Consider the following 16,976-nt stretch of genomic DNA (forward strand, 5'->3'; position numbering starts at 1 on the left):
CCCGCCGCTGGCGGGCTTCTTGTTTCTACCGCGCCCATGTTCAAGAACCTGATCACCTACCGCATCAGCGAAGGCTGGCAGACCGATGCCAAGCAGCTCGCCGAACAACTCGCCAAGGAACCCTTCCTGGCCTGCGCCCCCACCCAGCCGCTGGCCGTGGGCTGGACACCCCCCCGCGGCGTCGAGCACGCGCCCCTCGTCGAGGTCATCGACGGGCACTGGCTCGTCAAGCTCAAGCGCGAACAGCGCCTGCTGCCCTCCTCCGTCGTGCAGGAGCGCATCGAGGAGCTGGCCGAGCACCTTGAGCAGACGACCGGCCGCAAGCCCGGCAAGAAGGCCAAGAAGGACATGAAGGAGCAGGCCACGCACGAGCTGCTGCCGCGCGCCTTCACCAAGACCTCGGCCACGCAGGTGTGGATTGCGCCCGCGCAGCAGCTGCTGTTCGTCGACGCCGGCTCCAGCAGCCGCGCGGATGAAGTCATCACGCTGCTGATCCAGGCCAGCCCGGGCCTGAGCCTGCAGCTGGTGCAGACGGCCGAGAGCCCCGCCGCCTGCATGGCCGCCTGGCTGATGGACGGCGTGACGCCCGAAGGCTTCCAGATCGAGCGCGAGTGCGAGCTGAAAGGCAGCGATGACGAGAAGCCCGTCGTGCGCTACGCCCGCCATCCTCTCGACATCGACGAGGTGCGCGCCCATCTGACCAGCGGCAAGATGCCCACGCGCCTGGCGCTGAGCTGGAAGGACCGCGTCTCCTTCACGCTGACCGAGGGCTTTGCGATCAAGAAGATCAGCTTCCTGGACCTGGCCTTCGAAGGCAAGCCCGAAGCCAGCGGCGACGAAGCCTTCGACGCCGACGCGGCCCTGTCCACCGGAGAGCTGGGCCGGCTGATCCCGGCGCTCATCGAAGGCCTGGGTGGCGAGCATGACTTCGCGGCTGCAGGCACGGCGCCTGCGCCGGTCGCGGCCGCCCTGCCTGCCAACTTGCCTGAGGAAGCCCTCAGCGAGTCACCGCCCTGGTGATACCCCGGGCTGCACGGGAAAGTGCAGCTCGAAACGGATCGTGCCCGCCGCGGAGCACGACACCCGCGCTTCACCGCCGTGCAAGGCCATGATGGCCTTGACGATGGCCAGGCCCAGCCCACTGGACTCGGCGGGCCGGCCACGCGCTGAGTCGGCCCGATAGAAGCGGTCGAACAGCCGCTCCAGCTGCTCGGCCGGGATGGGCAGGCCGTCGTTCTCCACCGCCACCGTCGAGCCGGCCTCGTCCTGGGCGCCGATCAACCGGATCGTCGTGTCGGGCGTGCCGTAACGCAGCGCGTTGACCACCAGGTTGTGGACGGCCCGGCGGCACAGCGGCGCGTTCACCAGCGCCGTCCCACTGGCCTGCACGGCGAAACGCAGCCCGGCCTCGTCCGCCGGCCCTTCGAAATACTCGGCGATCTTCTGCAGCTCCTCGGCCATCGCCAGCGGTGTGCGTTCGAGGTCGAGCGTGGCGTGGTCGGCCTGGGCGAGGAAGAGGATGTTGTCGATGGTCAGCCGCAGCCGGTTCAGCTCCTCGAGGTTGGACTCCAGCAGCTGCTGGTACTCCGCCATGCTGCGCGGGCGGTTCAGCGCCACCTGCGTCTGCCCGATCAGCACACCGACAGGCGTGCGGATCTCGTGCGCCAGATCGGCCGAGAACTGCGACAGCCTTTCATAGCCACCCGACACGCGATCCAGCATCGCGTTGAACACGGCCACCATGTCCTGCAGCTCCTGCGGTGCATCCTTGTCGGGCAGCCGGAGGGCCAGGTTGATCGGGTTGATCAGCGCCGCCTGCTCGGCCACGCGGCGCAACGGCCGCAGCCCGTGGCGCAGCACCAGCCAGACCAGCACCGTGCACGCCGCCATTGCCATGAGGGTGCTGGCCAGCGCCTGGTTGCGGGCGTTGGCGATCATCTGCATCTCGCTGACGAGGGGGTGGCCCGCGACGACCTCGATCAGCGCGCCGTCCTGCCCGGAGCGCGCCTGGGCCGAGACCCAGTGCATACGCGGCTGCCCGGGCACCTCCGCGTCACGCACATCCTGCGGGCCGATGACACGGTCGGCCGGCACGGGGGCGAATGCCGTAGGCACCGGCGCATGGTCGGGGTTGACCTCCACAAGCGGCGCCTCGCCGGCGCGGCGCAGGATCAGCACATCGCTGGCCGCGCCCAGCAGCGCTTCGAACAACATCGAGCGGTCGCGCAGATCGGGAATAGTCTGCGCATCGGCCACCAGGCGGCGGAAGTGTTCGGCGCGGCCGATCAGCTGCTCGTCGGCATGCGCGGTGATGCCCGTGCGCGCAGCGAGGAAGAAGTAGCCGCCCAGCATGCCGGTGGTCCAGACAGCGATCAGCCCGCACAGCAGCGTGACGCGGACCGCCAGCGAGCGCGGCAGCAATCGGGCGATCAATCCAGGCTCCCGTTCGCGTCCGGTACGTCGCCAAACGCGTAGCCGATGCTGCGCACCGTGTGGATCAACGGCGTCGCGAACGGCCGGTCCACCTTGGCGCGCAGGCGCTTGATGGCGACGTCGACGACGTTGGTGTCGCTGTCGAAGTTCATGTTCCACACCTCGGACGCGATCAGCGTGCGCGACAGCGCCTCGCCCTGGCGCTTCACCAGCAGATGCAGCAGCAGGAACTCCTTGTTCGTCAGCGCGATCTCGGTGCCTTCTCGCGTGACCCTGCGGCGCAGCACGTCGAGCTTCAGGTCGGCCACTTCGTAGACATCCGCATCGCGCACGGCGCCGCGCCGCAGCAGCGTGCGGATGCGCAGCACCAGCTCGGTGAAGGAGAACGGCTTGACGAGATAGTCGTCGGCCCCCAGCTCGAGGCCGCGGATGCGGTCACCGAGCTGGTCGCGCGCGGTCAGGAAGAGCACGCGCACGTCGCCCTTCTCACGCAGCGCCGGCATGATCTGCCAGCCGTCGATGCCGGGCAGCGTGACGTCCAGCACCACCAGGTCGTAGGCATGGGCCAGCGCCATCTGCAGGCCGTCGGTGCCGGTGCGCGCCAGGTCGACCGCGTAACCGCTCTCGCGCAGCCCCTTCTTCAGGTAGTCGCCGGTCTTGGGATCGTCTTCGATGACGAGGATCTTCATGCGGGCGGATTTTGCGCAGTTGTGGCGGCCCGCGGGATGACGTTTTTGTCATTCACATGTCACCCCCGAACGACGCTCGAATTTCTAGAGTTCGGTCCTCTGAACTTTCGCAGCGCCTTCCATGCCTCACCCCTTATCCTCGCTGGGCATCGCCCACACCGCCATCAGCCTGGTGCCGCTGGTCGCCGGCGTCTACGCCTTCGCCCGCCATCGCCGCATCGACCCCGGCACGCGCTCCGGGCGCGTCTACCTGGCCGGGCTGGTGCTGTCCGTACTCACGGCCTTCGGGTTGTCGAGCACGGGTGGGTTCAACCCCGGCCACGCGCTGGGCATCCTTGCGCTGCTCGCGGTGACCGGTTCGCTGCTGGTGCCTCGGCTGGCCTTCCTGGGCCGCGCCCGCCCCTACCTGGCCGACTTCGGGCTGTCCTTCAGCTTCTTCCTGCTGCTGGTGCCGGGCATCAATGAGACGCTGACCCGCCTGCCCGCCGGCCAACCCCTGGCCAGCGGGCCGGAGTCGCCGCTGGTGAAGTCCGCGTTGCTTGCGTGGCTTGTCGTCTTCCTGGCGGGCAGTGCGCTGCAGGCGTTCCGCAGGAAGCGCTCAGCGACGCTGCGCCCCGGCGCTCAGTGAACCGTGGACGCTCCAGGCCAGCGACGCCAGAATGGCCCGCAACCCCTTGGAGCGGCCATGAAAGCGTCCTTTAGCAGTCAAGTCTTTGTGCTGGCCCTGCTGCTGCTCGCGGCGACGGCCAGAGCCGACTGGCGAGCCGGCAATGCCGATGTCGAGGCCGCCGCCAAGGATCCACGCATCGCTGCCGTGCTGGCTGCGACCGTCACCATCGACCGCGCCACCATCACGCAGGACTCAGCGGCATTCGCGGCGCTGCTGGCGGACGACCTGGCCGTCAACAATCCGCAGAACAGCGTGTCCGTCCGCGGCGGCACGGCCCAGCGAAGCGCCGCGGGACATATCCGCTACACCCGCTATGAACGGGTGATCGAATACGCGGCCCTGCGAGGCGAGATGGTGCTGCTGATGGGCGAGGAGACGGTGGTGCCCGTGGTGGACGGGCCTGTGCCGGCCCGGGAAGCGCACCGCCGTTTCACCGACCTGTGGAAGCTCGTGGACGGCCAGTGGCGGCTGACGGCGCGGCAGGCGACGTTGATCACGAGGCCGTGACGCGCGACCTGCGCCGTCGTCACGCCTCGTCAGAACCCCAGCCTGAACGTCACCCGCACCGTGCGAGGCTCAGCCGGGTGGACATGCTTGTCGGCCACCGGTGCGGCCTCGCCCGGCAGTTGCGACTCGTAGAAGTATTCGATGTCGTTGACCTTGCGGTCGAACACATTGAAGACGTCGAAGGTGACCTCGCTGTTGCGCCCCCACATGGCGGGCAACTTGCGGTTGACACGCAGGTTGGTCGTCAGCGACGACCGCGAACGCACGCTGTTGGCCTCTATCAGCGAGCCCGAACCCAGGTAGCGCCACTGCAGGCTGGCCGACCAGGGGCCAAGGTCGCGCAGCGTCACGGCGATGGAGCCGACCTTGTCGACGGCGTTGGGGATGCGGTTGCCGGCAGGGTCGAAGTCGGCGAAGCGCGCGTGCGTCCAGGCCAGGTCGGCGTCCACCAGCAGCCAGGGCACGGGCACGTAGCGGTTGTTCCATTCGATGCCATGGCGCTTGCTGGGCCGGTTGGCTTCGGTGGCGCCGGCGTCGCCGACGTAGACGAGCTCGGAGTCGAAGTCGAGCTTCCACAGGGCCACCGAGCTTTGCAGGCCCGGCACCCACTCCGTGCGCGCGCCCAGCTCCATCCCACGCGCTGCCACCAGGCCCGGCACCTTGTCGACGGCGTCGCCGGTCCTGGGGTCGACCGTGGCCGTCGTGCCGCGCGCGTCGTTGCTGTGGAAGCCACGACCGGCGTTGAAGAAGAACTCGGTCTTGGCCCACGGACCGGCGATCAGCGACAGCTTGGGTGAGAACAGGTGGGCAGAGGCGCTGCCGGAGTTGGCCACGTTGCTGAGGCTGTTGACCTTGAAGCGCGCCTGGTCCGCCCGCAGGCCGACGACGCTGCGCAGCCAGGGCGTCAGCTCGACCGACGTCTGGCCGTAGACACCGAGCTCGGTCTCTCGCACGCTGTCGTCGCGCGTCGTGCCGATGATGCGGCGCTCCACGGTGTCATAGAGGCCCACGCGGATGCGGTCATGGCGCAGTTGCAGGCCGATCTCGCTGCGGGCCGGCAGGTCACCCAGGCGGTGGTCGACGGCATGGCTGGCGTTCACGCCGTAAACGCTGCGCTTGTCCTGCTGCGAGAACTGGTCGCCGTCGCCGGGGCGCTCCAGCGCGTAGGTGAAGTTGGAGAAGAGCTTGAGCCGGTAGTTCATCGCGTAGGCCGCGACGTTGGTCGTCTCAGTGCCAGTGCTGCGGTGCCATTCGCCGGACAGGCTGCTACGACGCGTCTCGCCACCGTCGCTGGTGTCGACCGCATCGAAGCGGTCAAAGGGTTGGCCGTTGAGGGTGCCCGCGGCGATGAGACGCTCGGGCACTTGGTCGGTCGAGTTCCACTTGGCGTCATAGCCCATCAGGCTGGCGCTCCAGCCCTCGGTGCGCGTGCCGCCGGACAGCGTGACGACGCCATTGGATTTGCGCAGGCGCTCCGGCAGCTTCCACGGCCCATCGTTGTGCTGCACTTCGATGGCGCCGAGCAGGTTCAGCCCGCTGCCAAGTGCCGTGGAGCCGGCGCCGACGAAGCGCTGGAACTGGCGCTGGCCCAGCGTCAGCGCGGCAAAGCTCTCGTCCAGCGTGTTGCGGTAGGCGATGTCGGCCGAGCCAGCGGCGGCAAAGTCGCCGTTTTTCGCAAAGTACGGGCCTTTGCGGTACTCGATGCGGTCGACCAACTCTGGGATGAGGAAGTTCAGATCCGAGTAACCCTGGCCGTGGCCGTGCGTGGGCATGTTGACCGGCAGGCCGTTGACGCTGGTGGCGAAGTCGGTGCCATGGTCGAGGTTGAAGCCGCGCAGGAAATACTGGTTGGCTTTGCCGTCGCCCGAGTGCTGCGTGACGATGAGGCCGGGTACGAACTCCAGCACCTCGCCCGGGCGCAGCGCGGGCCGGCTCTTCAGCAGTTCGGCGCGGATGGTGCCTTGCGAGGCGGCGTTGGCGCTGCCGATGGCGTTGTCGTAGTGGCGGCCGGTCACTTCGACCTTCTCGAGCACGGCGGCAACGACGAGGGGCCGTTCGGCCTGGGCTTGGGCCGTGGATGCGGCGAGCAGGCAGGCAGCAGCCAGCAGCGTCGGCTGGAAGCGATTCTTGGACATGGGACTCTCGGGAAACGGGGCCCGCGGGAATACGCGGAACCACCTGTCACGGCGGGACAGGCGGAAGTCAAAGGCGGTTGAGCGGGCGCAGGGAGGCGCCCGAGGCCTTCAGCCGGGTTCAGCCCCGAGGCGGCGTCAGCGGCGGCGCGACGACGCGGTCGCGCCAGTCGAGGCCAGCCGTGACGGGGCGGCCGCTGCCCTCGCCGGCAGGCAAGGCCAGGGCGGCAGGCAGCCAGGCCAGAAAGGCGGTCGCGCCGCCTTGCATGGAGTCGTCGGCCGGGTCGCCAACCTCAAGCACATCCGCCTCGTCATGCGCGTGCTTGTGGAATACGCCACCATGCTCGTGCACCTCCGCAGCCGGCCCCCTGCTCACCACCCAGCTGAGCTTGGGGCCTTGGAGGCGCGGGTCCTGGGCGGCGTGCAGATGGTCCAGCAGAGCCCGCAGCGGAGATGCGGACGCCGCCGCCGGCCCGGCGCCGGTGTGCACATGTCGATGGGCCTGCACGCCCGCAATGAGCTGGGCCACGCTCTGCAACGGCAGCACGGCGAGCAGCAGCATCAGGATGCCGATGCGTGTTCTGTGCAGGAGCGAGGACAGGGTGAGTTGCACGGGCGTGATGAGGAGGGCCTGGGCGGCCAGCACTTTGGCGAGGCTGGCCACTGACGGAGAGCGAACAGCGTATCTTCGGCGGCACGGATTGCCTGCGTATGACAGTCGTACGCGCGCGGCCGGCAGCCGGATTCGCCGCCCCCTACTAGTTCACTCAGCCCAGGTTGAGAACGGGTTCACCGCCAGGTTGGCGTTGACGTAGCGCGCATCGCCCGTGACCTCGCCGCCCAGCCAGGCCGGACGCGCAAAGGCCTGGCTCTCGGACTGCAGCTCGATCTCGGCCACGACCAGACCGGCGTTGGCGCCGAGGAACTCGTCGACCTCCCAGGTCATGCCCTCATGCGGGTACAGGTGGCGGACTTTCTCGACCACGGGGCCGTCGCACAGTGCCAGCAGCGCTTGAGCGTCGGCCAGCGGCACCTCGTATTCGAACTCGGCCCGCGTTGCGCCGCGCGTGGCGCCCTTGATGGTCAGGAAGGCGGCCTCGCCCGCGATGCGAATGCGCACGGTGCGCGCCGGGTCGCGGCTGAGGTAGCCCTGGCTGAAGCGTGTCTGGGCAGAGGCCTGCTCGCGCCAGCCATCACTGGTGACGAGGAACTTGCGTTCGATCTCAATGCCCATCGTTGCCTCCGGCGCGCGCGGCGGCTTCGCGCAGCTTGTCCTTCTTGCTCTTGCGCGTCGTGCTCTTGATGCCGCCCGTCGCCTGGGCCTCGGTGGCCACGGCCTCGGGCTCGAAGCCGGCGAGGCGCTCGCGTGGCACGCGCAGGCCCTGGCGCTTCTCGATGAGGCGGAAATGGCTTTCGGCGTTCTCCGGGCTGTCGGCGCAGATGAAGCTGACCGCCACGCCGGTGGCACCCGCGCGGCCGGTGCGGCCGATGCGGTGGGTGTAGTCGGCTGCCGAGCGCGGCAGCTCATAGTTGACGACGGCGTCCAGCGCGTCGACATGCAGGCCGCGCGCGGCGACGTCGGTGGCGACGAGCACCTTGACGCTGCCGTTCTTCAGCGACGCCAGCACATCGCTGCGCGCGCCCTGGCTCAGCTCACCGTGAAGCACGCCGGCCTTGAAGCCATGGGCAAAGAGCTTGTCCGACACCAGCTCGGCCGTGTAGCGGCTGGCCACGAACACCAGCGCGCGCTCCCAGCCCTCGTCCTTCAGCAGCTGGCGCAGCGCGGGCAGGCGCTGGGCGCGGTCGAGCTGGATGGTGCGCTGCGTGATCTGCGGCGGCGCCTCCTGGATGTCGATGCGCACCGGCTCGCGCAGCAGTTGCTCGGCTAGGCCCTGCACGGCCGGCGGGCAGGTGGCGGAGAAGAGCAGCGTCTGCCGCCTGGCAGGCACCTGCGCAAGGACGCGATGCAGCTCATCAGCAAAGCCGGCGGCCAGCAGGCGGTCGGCCTCGTCGAGCACCAGGCATTCGACGCCCGCCAGCGTCAGGCCGTTGTGGTCCAGCAGGTCCAACAGCCGGCCCGGCGTGGCCACCATCACGTCGCAGCCGCCGCGCAGCGCCATCAGCTGCGGGTTGATGGACACGCCGCCGAAGGCCAGGGCGACCTTGGGGCGATGCATCAGCAGGGCCGCCACCTCGCGCAGCAGCTCCGCCGTCTGCGCGGCCAGCTCGCGCGTGGGGGCCAGCACCAGCGCGCGCGGGCCGGGGCGCGGGGGCGAACTGACAAGGCGCTGCAGCAGTGGCAGCACGAAGGCGGCCGTCTTGCCCGAACCGGTTTGGGCGAGAGCCAGCACGTCGCGGCCGGCGAGGATGGGGGGCAGCGCGGCCGACTGGACGGCGGTGGGCGCGTGATAGCCCTGTTCGCGCACGGCGCGCAGCAGGGCGGGCGAGAGGCCCAGGGAAGCGAAGGACATGCGGGATTAGAACAGCGGCTGCTGATCGCCTGCGAGCTGGCCCACGGCGCGAGCCTCGATGAGCAGCATGCGGCGCTTGGTCTCGACACCGCCGGGTGCCGAGAAGCCCGTGGGCTCGCCGCCCGCGCCCATCACGCGGTGGCAGGGCACGATGGGCGGGAAGGGGTTGTCGCCTTCGGCACGGCCGACTGCGCGCGCCGCGCCGGGCTGGCCCAGCGCAGTGGCAATCTCGCCGTAGGTGCGTGTCTGCCCCGGCGGGATGGCCCGGGTCAGCGCGTGGACCTGGCGGCGGAACTCGGGGATGCCGCGCTCGTCGAGCACAACGTCGCTCAAGTCACGCGCCTCGCCGGCCAGCAGCGCACGGATGCCGTCGACGGCATGGGCGATGTGGGGCGGCAGCTCTGCCGTCAGTTGGGCGGTCGGGTGGCGCCGCCTCAGCCGCTCAGGGGTTGCATCGGGCAGCAGCGATGCCACGATGCCCCGTTCACTCCAGACGACGCCACAGCGGCCGAGGGCCGTCTCGAAACTGTGGCTCCACAGCGGCTCGTCCGGCGGCAGCACCGGGCCGATGTCAGGGTCGTCGACAAAATCTCTCACGTTGCTCGGGCGGCGCTTGCAGCAGGGTCTTGAAATAGTAGCCAAGCATGCCATTGACGCGGGCACGGCCGGCGTCGTCCAGCCACGTGTCGACACGGGAGCGCCAGATCGCCGCGCAGGCGGCGGGGTGCAAGCCTTGGTCGGCGCAGTCCAGCAGGGCCTCGAAGCCACCACGCCAGCGCTCGAAGTCGGCGCGGCTCATCACCGGGCCATGGCCGGGCACGAGGCGCTTGAACGGCTGGGCGAAGATGCGCGCCAACGCCTCTCGCCAGGCCGGCGGGCAGGCGGTGTCCATGAAGGGCACGGGCAGCGTGACGAGATCGCCGGCGGCCAGCGTGCCGCTCTCGGAGTCCAGCACCCACAGGTCGCCGCCGCTGACGGCTGTTTCAACGCCGATCTGCAGGCGTCGCCCGGCCAGGGTCTGGGCCGATGCCGTGCCGACCTCGTGATCAGGGCGTAGTGCAGCGGCCTGGTTCAGCAGTTCGAGATCAACCCGCATGACGGCCGCCTGCTCGGGCGGCGCCGTGGGAATGGCCTCCACCAGTTGGTGGCGGTAGCGGTCCAGCCAGCCGTCGGGCGCCAGCGCCTTCGCCACCGCCGGCGACGCCCAGACTTCAAGCCCAGGCCTTTGCGAGCGCAGCCAGGCGTTGCCGCCCAGGTGGTCGAGATGCCAGTGCGTGTTCAGCACCGCCCTCACCTGCCCGCCCGCCGCTGCGAGTGCTGCCTCGGCATGGGCGCGGTGGCGGCCGCTGTCGATCAACAGCCAGCCAGCGTCGCCCTTCAGCAGCAGGCTGTTGCCGTCAGGCTGGCGGCCGGCCTCGAAACCACCGGGCACGAGAACGACGCCGGGCGCGAGCGGTTGCGCCGGCACAGCCACTGCCGCGGCCAGGCACAGCAAGGCAATCCACGCGCGCCGCAACAGGGTCATGGCGAGTTCTCGCGGATGCCCTGGTCGCCGTAGAGATGCATCGTCACCGCGCCGGCCTCGCCGCGCTGGAAGCCGACGCGCACGCCGGTGGGATGGATGAACTGCAGCGGCGCGCCATCAGCAGCGATGGGCGTCAGCGCAAGGCGGTCGCCGTTGGGGAACACCAGGGTCAGCTGCGCCTGGGCCTGCTCCACCTGCACGCGCACGCCCATGGCGGCGAAGAAGTAGCGGCCGGCGAGCCCCTGGAGGGCGGCTTCGTTCGCCTCGGCCCGGCGCACGCGCGTCTCGCGGAACTGCGTCCAGCCATAGGCACGCGACACGACCGCCAGCAGTTCGCTGCTCAGCGCACGGCCCGCCTCGGCATTGGCCAGGTAGACGACACCATCGCCCGTGTGCAGGTTGATGGCCATGCCGGCGTTGTAGCCAGTGGTGCCACCGTAGTGCACAAGGAGCTGCTCTTCACCTTCGCCGACAAGCCTGAAGCCGTAGAGGTGCCCCTGGAAAGGCGTGCCGAGCAACGCGCGCACGCTGGCCTGGCGGAACACCTGGCTGCGGCCCTGCCAACCCTTGCGCAGTTCGGCCAGCAGCGTGGCGAGATCACCCGCGTTGGACCACAGGCCGGCTGCCGCGCTTTCGGGCAGATGCAGCCAGCCGGCCGGCACGGGCTTGGCGCCGTCCAGGTGGCCGGCCGCCACGTCGCCGTTGGCGCTTTGGCGCTGCAGCGCGAACGTGGCACGACGCAGGCCGAGCGGCTGGAACAGCCAGCGCTGCATCAGCGGCTCGAAGGCCAGCTTCTGGCTGTCCTGCATGGCGAGCTGCGCCAGCGTGTAGCCGCCGCCGGAATAGCGCAGCTGCTCGCCGGGCGGCAGCACGACCTCGGGCCGTGGCGTGTTCGTGCCCGGCGCAGCGGTTGCCACCTCCACCACCGTGGGCACTGGGCCGGCCTGGGCGTAACCGGGGTAGCCGCCCGGCGTGATGCCCGCGGTGTGCGCAAGCAGCCCACGCAGCGTGACGGGGTGCTCGGGCGTCTGCCGGCCCGCAGGCAGGCTCAGCGACGTGAGCAGGCCGGTGACGTCGCGATCCCAGTCGAGCCGGCCGGCGTCCTGCAGGCGCAGCGCGGCGAGCACCGTGACGGGCTTGGCCAGCGAGCCGGCCTGGAACAGCGTGGCGCAGCCGACCGCAGGCGCCTGCGCCGCACGGTGGCCGTAGACGGCCACCCAGTCCACCTCGCCCCGGCGTAGCACCGCCAAGGCCAGCCCAGGCACGCCGTGCTCGGCCATGCGGGAGGCCAGCGTCAGCGGCTGCGCTTCGCCGTCGAACACCACCGCGGGCAGCAGGCCCTGCTCGACGGCTTGCCGGCGGGCGGCCGCGCCCGGCTGCTCTTTGCAGGGCATGGCATGAGCACTGCCCGCCACGGCGAGGCACAACGCCAGCGCGGCGGTTCGGGTCATGGAAGGACGCATGCACGCATGCTCGCCGACGGCCGTGCCGCGGCCGGTCGTCATGCCGCGGCCAACGCGCCTTGCAGACGAGCCGAGGTGGCCTGCGCGGCCACCTCGCGCGGTGCGAGCATCTTCAGGCGATGGTCGCTCCACACCTGGCGCCAGCGGCGCGCGCCGGGCGTGCCGTTCCACAGGCCCAGGGCATGGCGCATCGCATGGGACCAGGAACGGCCATTGGCATGCACGCGGTCCAGGTAGTCCAGCCAGGCGTCTTCGACCTGTTCACGCGACGCCGCGGGGTCGGGCTGGCCAAAGAAGCGCGAGTCCCACTGCGCCATGCTCCAGGGCTCGTGATAGGCCTCGCGACCGATCATCACCCCGTCCAGCACGGCCAGTTGCTCGGCGATTTGATCGGGCGTCTTCAAGCCGCCGTTGATGGCGATGGTCAGCTGCGGGAACTCGCGCTTGAGCTGCTCCACAAGCTCGTAGCGCAGCGGCGGGATCTCGCGGTTTTCCTTGGGGCTCAGGCCTTGCAGCCAGGCATTGCGGGCGTGCACGATGAAGACTTCGCAGCCGGCCTCGGCGACGGTGGCAACAAAGTCGCGCACGAAGTCGTAGCTCTCGATTTTGTCGATGCCGATACGGTGCTTGACGGTGACTGGCAGCGCCGTCGCGTCGCGCATGGCCTTCACACAGTCCGCCACCAGCTGCGGCTCGACCATCAGGCAGGCCCCGAAGGCTCCCTTCTGCACACGCTCGCTGGGGCAGCCGCAGTTGAGGTTGACCTCGTCATAGCCCCAGCGCTCAGCCAGCTTGGCGCAGGCCGCCAGGTCCGCCGGGTCGCTACCGCCGAGCTGCAGCGCGACCGGATGCTCCTCGGCATTGAAGTCCAGGTGGCGCGGCCGGTCGCCGTGCAGCAGCGCGCCGGTGGTCACCATCTCGGTGTACAGCAGCGTGTGCCGGGTGATGAGGCGGTGCAGGTAGCGACAGTGGCGGTCAGTCCAGTCCATCATGGGTGCGACGGACAGGCGCCAGGGGGAGAAAGCGGGGGAATTCACCCCCGGATTATCCCGGGCGGGCAGGTATCCAGGCTGCGCACTCACCGGGCGGCGGAAGGTGCAGAGTCCGGCGCGGCTGGTCGGGCACCGCCAGACCCAGCAGACAGAAGTCGCAGCAGCGGCTCCTCCAACTGGGAAGCCAGGGTGACTGCAAATTCTTCGGACAAGTGGTTGCGGTCCTTGAACATGACCAGGCCATCGCGGGATGTCTTGCAGACGGCGTCGGCGCAGATGGCGGGCGACAGGTCGACGAACAGCGCATGGCGTTGAGCCATGGCCACCTTTTCCACGCTGGCAAGCGGCGAGATCCGAGCCTCCTCGTCGGCGCGCGGATAGACGCAGAGCTGGTCAGGGGACCAGCCCCGCCATGCGGCACGCGCATGGCAGCTCGGCACGTTGAAACCCGGAGAGGGCGTGTCCTGCACATAGCCCACCTGGGCGCCCGTGCGCTGCAGCCTCTCGACGGTGCGGGCCAAGCCTGCCTGCCAGCGGTCCGGCTCGATTCGGTAGCCAGAGGAACTGGCCAACAACACCACATCCGGCTTCATCTTCTCGATGCGCTCGAACATCCGCTCGCGCCAGATCGTGCACTCGCGGTAGTCGGCCAAGGTGGTGTAGACGGTGACGGGAACATCGACCGAGGGACAGGCCGCCTTGGTCAGTGCAAGCATGCGCCACTGGTGCTTGCGCGCCAGTTGCTCCATGGGCGTGAACCATTGCGAGGCGTGCGAGTCGCCAAACAGCACCACGGTGGCCTTGCCCGGGTTGGCCCCGAATTCGCACGGGGGCTGGTCCACCGCCGTCGCGAGCGTCAGGCAACCCGTCGCCTCGATGAGGTCCCAATGCGAGACCCGCTCGAAGCGCTGCTGCTCCGGGCTGACATGGACGAACTTGCGGATCACCTGCGCCGCAACTGCGACCAGGGCGCACAGGATCAGGCCGGCCACGATGATTCGCCGCGCCGACCAGCGCTGCAGCAGCGAGTGCATGAAGGGCTGTTCGACGACCTGGTAGGACAGCCTGCCCACCGCGATGGACAGCGCCAGCAACCCCAGCGTCTCCCACGGGCCGGTTTTCGGCGTGAGCAGTGCCGCACCGATGATGACCGGCCAGTGCCAGAGGTAGACGGAGTAGGAGCAGTCGCCGAGCCAGCGGAGCCAGCGCCACTCGAGGAGACGGCCGACCACCGTGTCACGCCCATGCTGGACGACCACGAGCAGCAGCGCGGCGGCAATGACGGGGAAGGCGGCCCAGAACCCCGGGAATTGCATCCGCCCGTCGTATTGCAGGCACACCACGATCAGTACCAGCAAAGCGGCTGCGCCCATGGCCGTGAGCGCAGGCCGGCTGTAGCCGGTGCCGATCCGGGGCCAGACCACCAGGGCCATGCCGGCCCCGAACTCCCAGATCCGGAACGGTGTCAGGAAGAAGGCGTATTGGAAGTTGATCAGCGTGACCCACACGCAGCCGACAAAGCTCACCACGCCGAGCCCACCCACCAGCCAGGCCGCGCCTTGGCGTGGCGCGAGACGGGTCAGCCGCCAGACCCCGATCATCAGCAGCGGCCAGAACAGGTAGAACTGCTCTTCGACGGCAAGGGACCAGAGGTGCAGCGACGGGTTCGCTTCCGTGTGGCCGCCGAAGTAGTCGGTCGTGCGGCTGGCAAACCACAGGTTGACGGCGTAGAGCGCCGCAGCGCGGGTCGACGACAGCAGCTCGTCCTGCTCCTGCGGGGCGTAAAGCCAGCGGATCCCGAACAGCACGACGAAAAGCACCAAGGCCGCCGCCGGCAGCAGGCGGCGCACACGGCGTGCGTAGAAGGCCCAAAGGTCGATGCGACCCTTTGTCTCCAGCTCGCGCAGCAACAGCCCACCGATCAGGTAGCCGGAAATGACGAAGAACACGTCGACGCCGACGAAGCCGCCTCCAAACCCAGGCACACCCGCATGGTTGAGCAGGACCAGCAGGATCGCCAGGCCCCGCATGCCTTGCAGGCCCAGGTTGAAACCGCGGCTACCGGCATGGCCCGCGGCCGTCACACCCACCCCCGCTGAAACACTCATGCCAGATCCCGCAGGGGGTGCGCATCGGCCATCCAAGGGCTGACGAAGAAGGCAGCCACCTCTGCGGAGTCGACCTCGGCCACCGTTGCGGGCGACCAGCGCGGTTTGTGGTCCTTGTCGACGGCCAGTGCGCGTATGCCTTCGACGGTTTCGCTGCTGCTCGGCCCGCGCAGATGGAAGGCGTGATGCACGAGATCGCGTTCCAGGCGGAGGTCGTCGGCCAGGCTGAGCTTGCGGCCGCGGCGCACGAGTTCCAGCGTGACGGCCAGCATGGTCGGCGAGCGCTGCAGCAGGATGTCGCGGGTCTGGCGCGCCCAGTCGTCGTCGGCTGCGGCCAGGGAGTCCAGGATGCCTGCCAGCGTCGGCTCGCCGAAATGGCGGTCGATGCGCTCAGCCGCAGCCTTGGGGTCGGCGGCGGGCGCGAGGTCGGCGCGCTCCATGACGGTGGCAACGACATGCTCGGCGCTGGGCTGGGGGCTGGCCCGGAGTGCGTCGACAAGGTCGGTCCATTGCGAGGCCGGCACGTAGACGTCGCCCAGGCCCCACTCGATGGCGTCGCCCGCCGCGATGGCCTGGCCGGTCAGCGCCAGCCATTCGCCGACATGGCCTGGGCATTGCGCGAGGAAGTAGCCACCGCCGACGTCGGGGAAGAGGCCGATGCCGGTCTCGGGCATCGCGAGCTTGGAGCGCTCAGACAGCACTCGCAGCTTGGCGCCCTGGCTGATGCCCATGCCGCCCCCCATGACGATGCCGTCCATCAGCGCGATGTAGGGCTTGGGGTAGTGGTGGATCAGGTGGTTGAGACGGTATTCCTCGGTGAAGAAGTCGCCAAGGGCCGGATCACCTGCATGTGCAGCCTGGTGGAAGAAGCGGATGTCGCCGCCGGCGCAGAAGGCCGGTGCCTTGCCCTCGCGGCCGGCGCCCAGCACGGCCACGGCCTGGATCTGCGGCAGCGCGGCCCAGTGGCGCAGCAGCGCCGTCATGTCGCGGATCATGGCCAGCGCCAGCGCGTTCAGGGCCTGCGGGCGGTTCAGCGTGATGAGGCCGAGGCAGCCGTTGACCTCGGCCAAGATCTGGCCATCTGCAACCAAGGGCGGGATCAGGTCGTTCATGCGTTCTTCAGGACGGATTTGACGGAGGAGGGTGCAAGGGCTTCGTTCGCAACCAGCGCGGCGAGCACGAGGCTACCGCCTATCAGGGCCGCGCCGCCTGGGTGTTCGCCCGCAAAAGCCCAGGCCCACAGCACGCCAAGCAAGGTTTCGGCCTGGCCGAGCAAGGCCAATTCGTGGCCAGGCAGCTCGCGCGCCAGGCGAACGGCCAGCAGGCAGGGCACGGCGAGCTGGAAGACACCGAGAAAGGCCAGCAGTCCCAGGTCATGCGCGCCGGCCTGCAGCGGCCAGGCCAGCGGCAGCGTGAGCCCGGCCGAAATCAACGCGCCCAGCAGCACGGCGGGCAGCATGTCAGCGCCCTGCCCCACTTTCTGCAGCAGGCACCAGTTGCTGGCTGCGGCCAACGGCACGCCCAGCGCCACGAAGACGCCCGCCAGCGGCCCACCAAGCTGCCCGCCGAACATCCAGGCGATGCCCGCACCCGCCACGGCGATGGCGCCCCAGGTGCGCGCCGGAATGGGCTGGTGCAGGAAGACGCGTGCGAACACCGCCGTGAACAGCGGCGACAGCGACATCGTGACCAGCACATTGGCCACGGTGGTGAGCGACAACGCCACCATGAAGGCCGTGAACATGACGGCCCAGCAGACGCCCGACGCCCAGACAGCGCCGCCCAGCATCGCACCTAGCAGCGCCCTACCCCGCATCACGCCGAGGATGAGCACCAGGGCTACCGCGTTGAAGCTGCTGCGCCAGAACGTGATCTCGAAGCCCCGCGCCGCGTCCAGATGCCGCGTGACAACGCCCGCCGAGCTCCACATCAGCGTGACCAGCAACATCAGCAAGACGGCGGTTCGGTGACTCATCAGCAGAGCGC

16 protein-coding genes are annotated in these 16,976 nt (G+C 69.4%); 3 read left to right on the forward strand and 13 right to left on the reverse strand.

What is annotated here, in order from left to right:
- Positions 1-36 precede the first annotated feature (36 nt).
- Complete coding sequence (locus tag AC07V5_RS27050; RefSeq protein ID WP_495118722.1) at positions 37-1,020, forward strand: recombination-associated protein RdgC; 984 nt, start codon at positions 37-39, stop codon at positions 1,018-1,020.
- On the opposite strand, the gene AC07V5_RS27055 is transcribed toward AC07V5_RS27050, so the two are convergent.
- The gene (locus AC07V5_RS27055) at positions 1,006-2,433 is read right to left on the reverse strand and encodes a heavy metal sensor histidine kinase (protein ID WP_495118723.1); all 1,428 of its coding nucleotides are present in this window, start codon (positions 2,431-2,433) and stop codon (positions 1,006-1,008) included. The two genes, AC07V5_RS27050 and AC07V5_RS27055, sit on opposite strands and share 15 nt — an antisense overlap.
- A complete protein-coding gene (locus tag AC07V5_RS27060; protein ID WP_495118724.1) occupies positions 2,430-3,122 on the reverse strand; it encodes a heavy metal response regulator transcription factor in 693 nt (230 codons plus the stop codon). Before AC07V5_RS27060 ends, AC07V5_RS27055 begins: the two co-directional genes overlap by 4 nt.
- 121 nt (positions 3,123-3,243) lie before the next feature.
- Between AC07V5_RS27060 and AC07V5_RS27065 the strand changes: the two genes are divergently transcribed.
- Together AC07V5_RS27065 and AC07V5_RS27070 are read left to right on the forward strand one after the other, a co-directional pair.
- A complete protein-coding gene (locus AC07V5_RS27065) occupies positions 3,244-3,750 on the forward strand; it encodes a hypothetical protein (RefSeq protein ID WP_495118725.1) in 507 nt (168 codons plus the stop codon).
- Positions 3,751-3,807: 57 nt separating this feature from the next.
- Positions 3,808-4,299, forward strand: coding sequence for a DUF4440 domain-containing protein (locus tag AC07V5_RS27070; RefSeq protein WP_495118726.1), 492 nt, complete (start codon positions 3,808-3,810; stop codon positions 4,297-4,299).
- Positions 4,300-4,328: 29 nt separating this feature from the next.
- Here AC07V5_RS27070 and AC07V5_RS27075 read toward each other — a convergent pair whose 3' ends face one another.
- From AC07V5_RS27075 to AC07V5_RS27125, 11 genes are all read right to left on the reverse strand, one after another.
- Positions 4,329-6,434: a TonB-dependent receptor gene (locus AC07V5_RS27075; protein ID WP_495118727.1), complete on the reverse strand. Its 2,106-nt coding sequence runs from the start codon at positions 6,432-6,434 to the stop codon at positions 4,329-4,331.
- Between the two features lie 118 nt (positions 6,435-6,552).
- Positions 6,553-7,095 carry a hypothetical protein gene (locus AC07V5_RS27080; protein ID WP_495118728.1) on the reverse strand — a complete coding sequence of 181 codons (543 nt, stop codon included), beginning with the start codon at positions 7,093-7,095 and terminating at the stop codon, positions 6,553-6,555.
- A 99-nt stretch (positions 7,096-7,194) separates the two neighbouring features.
- Entirely contained in the window at positions 7,195-7,665 is a 471-nt protein-coding gene (locus tag AC07V5_RS27085) for a CYTH domain-containing protein (protein WP_495118729.1), read from the reverse strand.
- Positions 7,655-8,902 (reverse strand): DEAD/DEAH box helicase, encoded by a 1,248-nt coding sequence (locus tag AC07V5_RS27090; protein ID WP_495118730.1) that lies wholly within the window; start codon positions 8,900-8,902, stop codon positions 7,655-7,657. Before AC07V5_RS27090 ends, AC07V5_RS27085 begins: the two co-directional genes overlap by 11 nt.
- Positions 8,903-8,908: 6 nt before the next feature.
- Entirely contained in the window at positions 8,909-9,499 is a 591-nt protein-coding gene (locus AC07V5_RS27095) for a methylated-DNA--[protein]-cysteine S-methyltransferase (RefSeq protein ID WP_495118731.1), read from the reverse strand.
- Positions 9,474-10,427, reverse strand: a complete 954-nt coding sequence (locus tag AC07V5_RS27100; RefSeq protein ID WP_495118732.1) for an MBL fold metallo-hydrolase — start codon at positions 10,425-10,427, stop codon at positions 9,474-9,476. Before AC07V5_RS27100 ends, AC07V5_RS27095 begins: the two co-directional genes overlap by 26 nt.
- Positions 10,424-11,878: a serine hydrolase domain-containing protein gene (locus AC07V5_RS27105; protein ID WP_495118733.1), complete on the reverse strand. Its 1,455-nt coding sequence runs from the start codon at positions 11,876-11,878 to the stop codon at positions 10,424-10,426. Before AC07V5_RS27105 ends, AC07V5_RS27100 begins: the two co-directional genes overlap by 4 nt.
- Positions 11,879-11,928: 50 nt before the next feature.
- Positions 11,929-12,882, reverse strand: coding sequence for a tRNA dihydrouridine(20/20a) synthase DusA (dusA, locus tag AC07V5_RS27110; RefSeq protein ID WP_495118800.1), 954 nt, complete (start codon positions 12,880-12,882; stop codon positions 11,929-11,931).
- An 86-nt stretch (positions 12,883-12,968) separates the two neighbouring features.
- Positions 12,969-14,990 carry an acyltransferase family protein gene (locus AC07V5_RS27115; RefSeq protein WP_495118734.1) on the reverse strand — a complete coding sequence of 674 codons (2,022 nt, stop codon included), beginning with the start codon at positions 14,988-14,990 and terminating at the stop codon, positions 12,969-12,971.
- Entirely contained in the window at positions 14,987-16,102 is a 1,116-nt protein-coding gene (locus AC07V5_RS27120) for an enoyl-CoA hydratase/isomerase family protein (protein WP_495118735.1), read from the reverse strand. The genes AC07V5_RS27115 and AC07V5_RS27120 overlap by 4 nt, the downstream gene beginning before the upstream one ends.
- The gene (locus tag AC07V5_RS27125) at positions 16,099-16,965 is read right to left on the reverse strand and encodes a DMT family transporter (protein WP_495118736.1); all 867 of its coding nucleotides are present in this window, start codon (positions 16,963-16,965) and stop codon (positions 16,099-16,101) included. The genes AC07V5_RS27120 and AC07V5_RS27125 overlap by 4 nt, the downstream gene beginning before the upstream one ends.
- Positions 16,966-16,976 lie beyond the last annotated feature (11 nt).

This window comes from Roseateles sp. GW821-FHT02E12 (genome assembly GCF_059421665.1).